At 54.1% G+C, this 10,772-nt stretch carries 9 protein-coding genes and 1 CRISPR repeat array; of the genes, 8 read left to right on the top strand and 1 reads right to left on the bottom strand.

Annotation, left to right across the window (positions count from 1 at the left end; genetic code table 11):
- Positions 1-185: 185 nt before the first annotated feature.
- A CRISPR array of direct repeats spans positions 186-1,137; the repeat unit is 37 nt; unit sequence CTTCCAGAGGTATCCAATTGAAAAGATGGATTGAAAC.
- Positions 1,138-1,314: 177 nt separating this feature from the next.
- A complete protein-coding gene (locus ABD931_RS29015; RefSeq protein ID WP_345271628.1) occupies positions 1,315-1,524 on the bottom strand; it encodes a hypothetical protein in 210 nt (69 codons plus the stop codon).
- Between the two features lie 403 nt (positions 1,525-1,927).
- Between ABD931_RS29015 and ABD931_RS29010 the strand changes: the two genes are divergently transcribed.
- The 8 genes from ABD931_RS29010 (at position 1,928) to ABD931_RS28975 (ending at position 10,625) form a co-directional block, all read left to right on the top strand.
- A complete protein-coding gene (locus ABD931_RS29010; RefSeq protein WP_345271626.1) occupies positions 1,928-3,316 on the top strand; it encodes a M28 family peptidase in 1,389 nt (462 codons plus the stop codon).
- Positions 3,317-3,643: 327 nt separating this feature from the next.
- Positions 3,644-4,195: a cob(I)yrinic acid a,c-diamide adenosyltransferase gene (locus tag ABD931_RS29005; RefSeq protein WP_345271625.1), complete on the top strand. Its 552-nt coding sequence runs from the start codon at positions 3,644-3,646 to the stop codon at positions 4,193-4,195.
- A 108-nt stretch (positions 4,196-4,303) separates the two neighbouring features.
- Complete coding sequence (locus tag ABD931_RS29000) at positions 4,304-5,371, top strand: branched-chain amino acid aminotransferase (RefSeq protein ID WP_345271624.1); 1,068 nt, start codon at positions 4,304-4,306, stop codon at positions 5,369-5,371.
- 202 nt (positions 5,372-5,573) lie between these two features.
- Positions 5,574-6,431, top strand: coding sequence for a ChaN family lipoprotein (locus tag ABD931_RS28995; RefSeq protein WP_345271622.1), 858 nt, complete (start codon positions 5,574-5,576; stop codon positions 6,429-6,431).
- Positions 6,431-7,630 (top strand): MFS transporter, encoded by a 1,200-nt coding sequence (locus ABD931_RS28990; protein ID WP_345271621.1) that lies wholly within the window; start codon positions 6,431-6,433, stop codon positions 7,628-7,630. Before ABD931_RS28995 ends, ABD931_RS28990 begins: the two co-directional genes overlap by 1 nt.
- 78 nt (positions 7,631-7,708) lie before the next feature.
- On the top strand, positions 7,709-8,275 hold the full coding sequence (locus tag ABD931_RS28985) for a hypothetical protein (RefSeq protein ID WP_345271619.1): 567 nt from the start codon (positions 7,709-7,711) through the stop codon (positions 8,273-8,275).
- 502 nt (positions 8,276-8,777) lie between these two features.
- Complete coding sequence (locus ABD931_RS28980) at positions 8,778-9,377, top strand: hypothetical protein (RefSeq protein ID WP_345271618.1); 600 nt, start codon at positions 8,778-8,780, stop codon at positions 9,375-9,377.
- A 141-nt stretch (positions 9,378-9,518) separates the two neighbouring features.
- Complete coding sequence (locus ABD931_RS28975) at positions 9,519-10,625, top strand: hypothetical protein (RefSeq protein ID WP_345271617.1); 1,107 nt, start codon at positions 9,519-9,521, stop codon at positions 10,623-10,625.
- The last annotated feature ends 147 nt before the right edge of the window (positions 10,626-10,772 follow it).

The following is a 10,772-nucleotide window of genomic DNA, read 5'->3' as shown; positions in this document are numbered from 1 at the left end:
AATGCCAATGAGTGGCTGAAGTATGTGCTGGAACACATCCTGACGATCAACCACAAAGACCTGCGGCAGTTATACCCCCAGCACTACAAAACCCGCTTTTCCTAGACGGGGTTGCTCGGGTGGATACATTGAAAAGATGGATTGAAACAGGCTTATTCGGCTGCCGGGCGAGGCAGCAAGCCGTTCTTCCAGAGGTATCCAATTGAAAAGATGGATTGAAACAGGACGAATTAGCCGCACCGTAATTATTATCATTATGGCTTCCAGAGGTATCCAATTGAAAAGATGGATTGAAACTCAAGAAATGAATCAATAGCCGGTTCTCCAAATATTGACTTCCAGAGGTATCCAATTGAAAAGATGGATTGAAACAGTTCTTAACCTTTTGGTTAAACATTGCTTAAACCAAACTTCCAGAGGTATCCAATTGAAAAGATGGATTGAAACCTCTTGAGCCGGATTAACCAAAAGGGTATTAAAGGGCACTTCCAGAGGTATCCAATTGAAAAGATGGATTGAAACGCTTCATTAAAGAAATCTCTGGGGATAACCCGGCGATAACTTCCAGAGGTATCCAATTGAAAAGATGGATTGAAACGATTAAAACGTTGCAGCAAAAATAAGGCTATTAAACCTTCCAGAGGTATCCAATTGAAAAGATGGATTGAAACGCCGGGTCTGTCTCACCGTTGGCGCGGAACTGTATTGTCTTCCAGAGGTATCCAATTGAAAAGATGGATTGAAACACAGCTAACGGTAAATTTCACTGCGACCATTGCAAACTTCCAGAGGTATCCAATTGAAAAGATGGATTGAAACACAAATTCTGCGACCAATATAGTGCCGGTATCTGTAACTTCCAGAGGTATCCAATTGAAAAGATGGATTGAAACTTGGTCACCAGCTGCAACTCGGCTGATTCGTAGATGCCTTCCAGAGGTATCCAATTGAAAAGATGGATTGAAACCCTCAATACCACCAGCTGGGACCTGTCGAAGAAAGCCAGCGGCACCTGGACGGTTCTTCCAGAGGTATCCAATTGAAAAGATGGATTGAAACACCTCCCACAATGCGGTGGAGGAGTTACTGTACATCTTTGCCTTCCAGAGGTATCCAATTGAAAAGATGGATTGAAACGGGGGATCGGTGAAGCCGGGGCAGCGTTCCTGACCATTGCATACTGGGGCGGCCCAACCCACCGCTAAGCGGGAAGAATCAGCCCGATACATAAAAGGACAAGCAGACAGGTTGGAGGCAAGGGTGCCGGCCTGTCTGCTTGTCCTGCTCTGAAACAGCCCTTTCGGCTGTCCGACTCTACTTCATGTATGCCCTTCCCTTCTCCATAAGATGAACCGGTGCGTTGCTTATTCGCAAGGGAACAAGCAGATGAGCCGGTGCATACTGCCGGTAAAAGGTTCCGGGTACTCCTCGGTCCAGAGGCCGGTAAATCACCTGATCACTCTCGATGATCGGCTGGAATATGCGAACTAACTGATTGATTAACCGAAAAAGATAAGTGGCCATTGTCGTACGTGTTAAACCGTTATAAAACACTGTAAACTCTTCCAGGAAGCAGATTTGACGAGCCGGCGATTAACCTGATTAAGCCTGATGGCCATGGCAAAGGAAGCTTCTCACTAAACACGTTTCTGCCGGATAAGTTGCAGAGAAAGACTGTTATCTTTTCCCATGCTGTAAACTTCCTGGCCGATAAGTGGTCGGGCGCTGATTAACAGCCCTTGCTGTTGAGCCGGGTCATCCCGGTAATGTAAGGGCCAACCAACTACTTTTTAGTTGTCATAAGGAGTTGGTAATCAGCAATTCGCAGCGCTAACAAGAAAATCTCTGCGAATCTCCGTGCTTCTCTCCAAATCGCTGTGTAACAACTCCCTTCCCGTCCTTACCTTTGCAGAAATACAACCTAACTATGAAAAAAACAGCACTCTTCGGACTCGTCCTTTTAACCACTTTACATACCCACGCCCAGGATACCGACTCCGTCGCGATCCGCAAGATGTACAACGAAGCCCTCGCCAACGGCAAATCCTACGAATGGCTGCGCTACCTGACCAAACAGATCGGCCCGCGCCTGAGCGGCTCGGCCGGGGCGCAAAAAGCCGTCGACTGGACGAAACAGGTGATGGAGCAGGAAGGCTTCGACCGGGTGTTTCTGCAGGAGGTCATGGTGCCCCACTGGGTGCGCGGTGCCAAAGAAGAAGCCTATATTCAGAACGGCAAACAGAAGATAACCGTACCCATTGCCGCCCTGGGTGGCTCGGTGGCGACTCCGCCGAAAGGCGTGCAGGCGCAGGTGATCGAAGTGAAAAGCCTGGCCGAACTGGAGCAGTTGGGCACCGATAAGGTAAAGGGCAAGATTGTCTTCTATAACCGCCCCATGGACCCAACCAAACTAAACACGTTTGAAGCCTACGGCGGGGCGGTGGATCAGCGGGCCAACGGCGCTACGTTTGCCGCCAAATACGGGGCTGTCGGTGCTATTGTCCGCTCAATGACTACCGCCCACGACGATAACCCCCATACCGGCGGTATGCGCTACGGCACCGGTGTACCGCTTATTCCCACAGCGGCCATCAGCACCAACGGGGCCGATCAGCTCAGCAGCCTGCTGAAGCAGAATCCGCAGCTTACGTTCTTCTTTAAACAAAACTGCGAAACCCTGCCCGATGCCAAATCGTACAATGTGGTCGGCGAAATAAAGGGGTCCGAGCGGCCGGATGAGATCATTGTGGTGGGTGGTCACCTGGATTCCTGGGATCTGAGCGAAGGGGCGCACGACGATGGCTCCGGCTGTATGCAATCCATTGAGGTGCTGCGCATCATGAAGGCATTGGGCTACAAACCGAAGCGCACCATCCGGGCGGTGATGTTCATGAACGAGGAAAACGGCCTGCGGGGCGGCATCGGCTACGCGGATTATGCCAAAAAGAACAACGAAAAACACCTGGCCGCTATCGAATCCGACAACGGCGGTTTTACGCCCCGTGGCTTTGGCATAGTGGGCACTCCGCAGCAAAAATCCAGGGTGCAGGACTGGAAGAGCCTGCTGGCCCCCTACGGCCTGCACGAGATTGGCCCCGGTGGCGGTGGTGCCGATATTGGCCCGCTGGCACAGCAGGGAACGGCCCTGTTCGGCTTCAAACCCGATTCGCAGCGGTACTTCGATTACCACCATACCGGCATCGACAAATTTGAGGCCGTCAACAAGCGGGAGCTGGAGTTGGGCGCAGCCTCTATGGCCGCCCTGGCTTACCTGCTCGACAAATACGGGTTGCCGGAAGCTACGGCGGTGAAATAAGTGGCCGGCATTTTCAAGTCTTCAGAAACCCGGAGGTAGCGCTCTGGGTTTTCTGTTTGAAAAAGTAGAAGTAGATGCTCCGGAGGGACTAGTTTAATAAAGCTGTACCAGATGCTCCGTAGGAGCCAGCGGTTTGTAGAAACGAAAAAGGCGTTATTTTTCTGGCTGCCCTGTAGGGGCAAGCGAATTAAAGGCTTGCCCCTACAGGGCAGATGAGCAGGGCACGAACGGCTGTTTCTACAAACCGCTGGCTCCTACGGAGTAAATCGTCTCCTATCATTGAACAATACCCATATACCCCATCAAAAACAAAACACCTCGCACCCCATGAAAATCTATACCAAAACGGGCGATAAAGGACAAACCTCCCTCATCGGCGGCCGGCGCGTCAGCAAGGCCGACCACCGCATCGACGCCTACGGTACCGTCGATGAACTGAATGCCTGGATCGGTCTGGTGCGCGACCAACCGGCGAATGACGCCCGGCGTGACTTGCTGAAAGAGATTCAGGATCGGCTGTTTACCATCGGCGCTACGCTGGCCACCGACCCGGAAAAAGTTGTTCGCAAACCCATTCCCGACATTGTACCGGAAGATATTACCCTGCTGGAGCAGGCGATGGATCAGATGGATGCGGAACTGCCCGAACTGCGGGCCTTTGTGCTGCCGGGCGGCCATCCGTCGGTTTCGTACTGCCACCTGGCCCGGACGGTCTGCCGGCGGGCCGAGCGGCTGGTGATTGCCCTCCGTGAAGCCTCGCCGGTAGATGAGCTGGTGATTCAGTACCTGAACCGGCTGTCGGATTACCTGTTTGTGCTCAGCCGCAAGATGGCGCAGGAGCTGGAAGCCGAAGAAGTAGCCTGGAAGCCGAGAGTTTAGCGGCTTATTATGTATGGGTTCCGGCAATTTATCGGAAATTCTCTACTTTTGTTCATTGACAACTCCCACCGGCAACTAAAAGCTTCGGTGGATCTTATCTGTACCGCTATGACTACTGATTTGTTGCAGATTGAATTGCGGAAAGGCTCCAGCTCCCGCATTCAGGAGGTAGATTTCAATAATCTGCCGTTTGGAAAACACTTCTCGGACCATATGTTTGTGGCCGATTTTGTGGATGGCCAGTGGCAGAACCTGCAAATTGTTCCGTTCGATAATTTCACCCTCAGCCCGGCGCTGTCGTCGCTGCACTACGGTCAGGCGATCTTCGAGGGCATGAAAGCCTATAAAAACGAAGCCGGCGAGGTGCTGCTGTTCCGCGCCATCGATAACTTCCGGCGCATGAACGAGTCGGCTGCGCGGATGTGCATGGCGACGCTGCCGGAGGAAGTGTTTATGGGCGGCCTGGAAGCCCTGCTGCGCGTGGATGCCGACTGGGTACCCAGCCAGCCGGGCAGTTCGCTCTACATCCGGCCGTATATGTTCGCTACGGACACGTTCCTGGGTGTGGCTCCGTCCAAGACCTATAAATTCGTCATTTTCACTTGTCCGGTAGGCACCTACTACGCCAAGCCGCCGAAGCTGAAAGTAGAGACGGAATACATCCGGTCGGCACCGGGTGGCGTGGGCTTTGCCAAATGCGCGGGTAACTATGCCGGTTCGCTGTACCCTACTCTGCTGGCACAGCAGGCCGGTTACGATCAGTTGATCTGGACCGACGCCCTTACGCACCAGTATATTGAAGAGTCGGGTACCATGAACATCATGTTCATGATCGACGGCAAGCTGGTGACCCCGGCCGTTTCCGACTCTATTCTGCGGGGTGTTACCCGCGACAGTATCATCCAGATTGCCAAAAGCTGGGGTGTTACCGTTGAGGAGCGGAAAGTGTCGGTCGACGAAGTGATTCAGGGTATTGAGAACGGCCACCTGACCGAAGCGTTCGGTGCCGGCACGGCGGTGGTGGTATCGCCCTACTCCCTGATCGGCTACAACGGCCACGACTACCTGCTGCCTGAACCGACCGACGAGTCGTTCTCGCGCAAGGTGTACCATTACCTGAGTGACCTGCGTACGGGGCGGATTGACGATCCGTTCGGGTGGGTGACTAAAGTATAGTTTGAAGTTTAAGGTTTGAGCCGGGCGGCCGGTGCCGTTTAAAGTTGGCCTCCGGCGGTTGTCGGGGGCCTTTTTGTTGCTGTAGAAAAGTTTTTTGGGGAAGCGGGTACTCTTTTGGGCTTGTACGAGTTATGCTTACAAAGCTATAGCGTTGATGAACTATTTTCTGTGCCTCCTGATACTACTGACTACCGCTGCTTTTATGTCCGATAAACCAGCGTACCGGCTGTTCGACCAGAAGCTGAAGCCCAGCCGCTATGATAAGCTGCTCAAAGATGCCGCTGAGGCCGATGTGGTCTTGTTTGGCGAACTGCACAACAACCCCATCTGCCACTGGCTTGAACTCCAACTGGCTAAAGATTTGTACGCCCGAAAAGGCAAACAACTGGTGCTGGGAGCCGAGATGTTTGAGGCCGATAACCAGCAGCCGCTGAACGAGTACCTGCAGGGGAAAATCAGCGACAAAGAACTCAACAAACAGGCCCGGCTGTGGAATAACTACGATACCGACTACCGGCCCATCGTCGACTTCGCCCGCAAGAACCAGGTGCCGGTGGTCGCCAGCAACGTGCCCCGCCGGTACGCCAGTATGGTTGCCCGCCAGGGACTGGCCTCGCTCGATGCCCTGCCCGCCAACGAAAAACAGCAAATAGCCCCCCTGCCCATTGAGGTAGACCTGACCCTGCCCGGCTACAAAGCCATGCTGGGCATGATGGACAGCGCCCACGGGTCGGCACACAGCAGCGGCAGTGCCGACGATGCCGCTAAACGGGAACAGGCCGCCAACTTTCCCCGCGCCCAGGCCATCAAAGACGCGACTATGGCCCATTTTATCCTGCAGAACCTGTCACCGGGCCAGACGCTGCTGCACGTCAACGGCTCGTACCATTCCAACAACTTTGAAGGCATTGGCTGGTATCTGCGCAAACAGCGCCCCGACCTCCGCATCCTGACCATCTCCTCCGTTGAACTGGAAGACCCCGACAACCCCGAAAAATCCAGCCGCGACCTCGCCAACTTCGTGCTCACCATTCCGGCAGACATGACCAAAACATATTGATGCGCGATCGACGGCTGCTGCTGATTTATGCGATTATTCTGATTGATGTGGTGGTGGGGTCGGCCATAGGGCCGATTATGCCGGAATTTGTGAAGGGGCTCAGCCGGCCGCAGGTGTGGCTGTCGGCGGGAACGGCCCTGTTTCTGGGCGTGCAGTTGTTTGCGGCTCCCATGCTGGGCAAAATTTCCGACGGCTACGGCCGGCGGCCGGTGATGATTGTGTCGGCCATCGGCACCTTCCTGGCCGATTGCCTGCTGCTGCCCGTGCGGGCCGGTCTTTATTTTGTGAACCGGCTCAGCGACGGACTCACCAACGGCATGTACGCCACGGTGCGCTCGGCCATTACCGATATTTCGGCCAAAGATGAGCTGTTCAAGAACCTGGGTATTGAAGGGGCCATCATTTCGTTGGGGTTCGTGATCGGTCCGATGGCGGCCGGGCTGCTGCTGACCGTTTTTGACGTGCCGGAAGGGCAACAGGCCACTTACGTAGCCGGGATGGCCGTGGGCTTATCGGCGCTGAATATCGGGCTGAGCTTTCTGCTGCGCGAAACGCATCCGCAGCCCTCCGGCATACGCGGCAAGGAACTGCGGGATGAGGTAGCCCTCTCCATCAATGTCCTCACGCTCTGGTCGCGGTTAACGGCGAAGGAGCGGCAGCATCCGGGGCTGCTGCAACTGGTGCTGATGCAGGTGGCGCTGACGTTCAGCATCGGGTACTACTTCTATTTTGTGGCGTTTGCCAGTCTGGGGGAGTTGCAGATGGACGCCAAAGCCATTTCGTACTTCTTTATCTACTTCGGTGCCCTGAGCATTGCCATCAATTACGTTTTCTATACCTACTTAGCCGACCGTATCAACCAGCGCCGGGCTATTTTCTGGTTTGCCCTGCTGGGTACCCCCACCCTGGCCGCCTACGGACTGATCGGCACCTCGGTGGCGGGCCTCTACCTCATTGTGACCATCGACTGCCTGACGCTCTCCCTCATTCAGGGACTGATCGAAGGGCTGATGGCCCAGCGTACCTCCGACGAAGACCGGGGCGAAATCTTCGGACTCAATCAGGCCATGCAGGGGCTGGCCAGTTTTGTAACGACGCTGGTATTTGGTGCCCTGTCGCTGATCGACCTACGGCTCCCGTTTGCCTGGTTTGCCGCCTGTCTGGCGGTGGTTGCCTGGCTGGCGTACCGGAAATTCTAGCCTGCTTTTTTCGTTCAACATTCCGGCCCTGGATTCGTTATCCTACGGAAAACGACATTTACCCGTACCCCGGTTTTTATGCACGAAATAGAGCCTTTCTATAATTGGGAAAAGCTGTACGTAGCCGCCGACGACCCCCGGTCTCCTTTTTACGGCCGCGAGTACAACTTCAACCAGTACGAACACGATATATACGGCTATTACATTCACCCGCTCTGGGACGAAATCGGCTCGGAGACGCTGTACGTCAAAATTCTGTTTGCCGATTACGATCGTCAGTACGTCATCCTGGAACTGTTCGGCGAGTGGAACGATACGCTGCACAACGACATCATGTACCTCAAACGCCAGGTTATTGACCCGCTGGTGAAAGAGGGTATCAAGTATTTTCTGCTCATTGGCGAGAACGTCATGAACTTCCACGGCTCCGACGACAGCTATTACGAAGAGTGGTTTGAAGATGTGGAAGACGGCTGGATTTCGGCCGTCAACTTCCAGGAATTCGTAGAGCGCGAATGGAAGAAATACCACCTGGATTATTACATCAACTTCGGCGGTACACTGGAGATCCCCAACTGGCGGACGATGAAGCCGATTCAGCTTTATGATCTGGTGAATACGCTGATTGTCCGGCGGCTGGGGTGATTTTGGTTCATTGGTTTGCTGGTTGATTGGTTATGTCCGGGCCAGCATCCTGCTGGCCCCTCTCTACTTAATCAGGACCTGAGCTGATGGTTATCATATGAAATGACCTGAACTTCGGTTAACCTTGTAGTCAAATTAAGAAACCTGAAACTAATTGTATTGAGTGATAAGAGTATTGTTCAAATCCTGCTCCTGATTGAGCTTTAAAAACCGAGCAGAATTAGGCTTGCCCCTACAGGGCAGGGATGTATTCAGGAAAGGAGACATGGCTATAAACCGTTGACGGCACCGGCCGTCCGGCCCTACGGGGTAATATATGGCGATCTACTTACCCCGTAGGGGTTAGCGGTTTATAGAAACGCCGATTCGTGCCTTATTCTCTGCCCTGTAGGGGCAAGCCAATAAAGGCTCGCTTACTTCTTTAAAATCAATACGAAACAACAGGTCAGATCCTAAAAAACTAAAACCTCATCACTCAATAAAACCAATCACTACCAGATATATGGAAGAGCCCATCAAAAACCCTGAAGAATCTACAACCGAAAAGGCCCAATTTAAGGCCGAGGATGCCGGTAAAGCGACCTCGACCGCAGCCGAAAAGCTGGAAAGCCTGCGGGCCGAAGCCCTGGAACAGCTAACCGCAGCCGCCGGTAAAGTGGAAGAAATTGCCGGTGAGGTTACCGAAAAGATAAAGGCGGCTGCCGCAGACATCGACGTCGACGACCTAAAAGCGCAGGCGGCTGAACAATTGGTAATCGCGAAAGCGAAAGCCACCCAAACCATTGAAGACCTAAAGGTACAGGCAACTGAAGCAGCCACTCAGGCTTCCGTTAAGATCGAAGCCGTAAAAACCGAAGCGGCCGTTCACCTGGAGGAACTGCGCGTCATGGCCGCCGATAAACTGGCCGTTGCGTCCGAACAGTTTGCCGGGATGCAGGAGCAGGCAACGGAGAAATTGGCAGAACTAAAAGAAGAAGCTGCGGAACAGTTGGAAGCGGCCGGCAAAAAGCTGGAAGCGCTTAAAGCCGAAGCCGCTAAAGAACTGGACGAGGTGACCGATAAAGCCAAAGAATTCTGGAACCGGCTGACCGGCGAAAAGTAAAGAAAACCCGCGTTGGGTAACCATTTACGCCGGGTATATCATCTGAAACCTTTTATACCCAGACCGGTTATATAGGGGCAAAGGTACCGCCTGTGGAGCCGTGACCTGTGTACTTCCTGTTATACTCTTAAATAGAACGTTATGGCAAATTCAGCAAACCTTTCCGACGGCGCACGGGAGGCCAATCAGGTCTCCGCCGACGATGCCGATATCATGTTTGGGGCCGACCAGGCCGAAACGCATATGGTGAAACTGGTAGACGGCAAGCTGGTGTCGACCATGCACACCAAAGATACCGTTAGTGACGACCAGCCCCGCATCCGCTTAGGCAGCGACGAAGAGCGGGCCCTGGATCATAGCACCGATACCGACCGGCCCCGCAATCAGCAGGGTACCGACACCGAACCAGACCCGCAGGGTGCCGAAAAGAAATACGAGAATTCAGCAGCCGCCCTCCGCGCCGGTGGGGGCATCGGCGACAGCCGCGTGGTACCCAACGACCCCATTGCCGTTGCCGGTATTACCGGTAATCCGGCCGCCGGAGCCGAAGTAAATACCGGGTATCGGACCGACGATGCCGATGAAAATCGGACAAACGACCGGACCAGTCAGCAGGATTCGGAGGCTACGCCCACCTTTGCCTTTACGGTGCAGATGATGACGCCGGGCTATCCAAACCCATCGACGCCCGACCCGAACCAGCCGGTACCACCCGCCCCGGAAACCCCGCAACCACCGACGCCACCATCGCCGGCCCCGGAAATACCCACTATACCGACTACCCCGAGCCCGAATGTTCCGGATATCAATGCGGGGGGTATAGCGAATGCGTACGAAACCAACATGAGCGCCAGCCGCGACGGCTCAAAAGCTACCTCTATGGCCGACGGTGGAATCTACTCGGGCCTGGATGCCGGTCCGCGTACGGTTGATACGCAGGATATTTCGTCGCAATCAGACCCGAACCGCAACCCGGAAGAGGGCATGACCGATCACGGCCGGACGGGACCTTCGTCGCGGCCTTACGACGAAGACGAAACCGATACACACTCGTATCAGGCGGCTGAACGCCCGCAGGAAACGGCCCAGATGATGGAGCAGCCCCGCGAGGCAATGGACGAAAGCGCCGTGAAAGCCGGTCAGATCAAGGAAAACACCTCCCCCCGCGATCCATCAGAGGTAAAATCCACAGACATGCTGGATGTCAAATATAACGATCCGGAGGCTGCGCGTAATGATGTGATTTAGTCGATAGTCGTTAGGTGTATTGAGTGAAGCGGTTGTGGTTTAAAACCTGCTCGGTAGGAGCAAGCGGTTTGTAGCCATCGAAGTGCTTGTGCCATTTCCGGCTGCCCTGTAGGGGCAAGCCTCAACTATTGGCTTGCCCCTACAGGG

This window comes from Nibrella viscosa, assembly GCF_039541875.1.
GTDB classification, from domain to species: Bacteria; Bacteroidota; Bacteroidia; order Cytophagales; family Spirosomataceae; genus Nibrella; species Nibrella viscosa.
The sequence above is the reverse complement of the archived record's forward strand: the minus strand, read 5'-3'. Positions and strand labels throughout refer to the sequence as shown.

Excerpts from the sequence above, each read along its gene's own strand:
- ABD931_RS29015 (WP_345271628.1), bottom strand. The coding sequence starts at position 1,524 with ATGGCCACTTATCTTTTTCGGTTAATCAATCAGTTAGTTCGCATATTC.
- ABD931_RS29010 (WP_345271626.1), top strand. The coding sequence starts at position 1,928 with ATGAAAAAAACAGCACTCTTCGGACTCGTCCTTTTAACCACTTTACAT.
- ABD931_RS29005 (WP_345271625.1), top strand. The coding sequence starts at position 3,644 with ATGAAAATCTATACCAAAACGGGCGATAAAGGACAAACCTCCCTCATC.
- ABD931_RS29000 (WP_345271624.1), top strand. The coding sequence starts at position 4,304 with ATGACTACTGATTTGTTGCAGATTGAATTGCGGAAAGGCTCCAGCTCC.
- ABD931_RS28995 (WP_345271622.1), top strand. The coding sequence starts at position 5,574 with ATGTCCGATAAACCAGCGTACCGGCTGTTCGACCAGAAGCTGAAGCCC.
- ABD931_RS28990 (WP_345271621.1), top strand. The coding sequence starts at position 6,431 with ATGCGCGATCGACGGCTGCTGCTGATTTATGCGATTATTCTGATTGAT.
- ABD931_RS28985 (WP_345271619.1), top strand. The coding sequence starts at position 7,709 with ATGCACGAAATAGAGCCTTTCTATAATTGGGAAAAGCTGTACGTAGCC.
- ABD931_RS28980 (WP_345271618.1), top strand. The coding sequence starts at position 8,778 with ATGGAAGAGCCCATCAAAAACCCTGAAGAATCTACAACCGAAAAGGCC.
- ABD931_RS28975 (WP_345271617.1), top strand. The coding sequence starts at position 9,519 with ATGGCAAATTCAGCAAACCTTTCCGACGGCGCACGGGAGGCCAATCAG.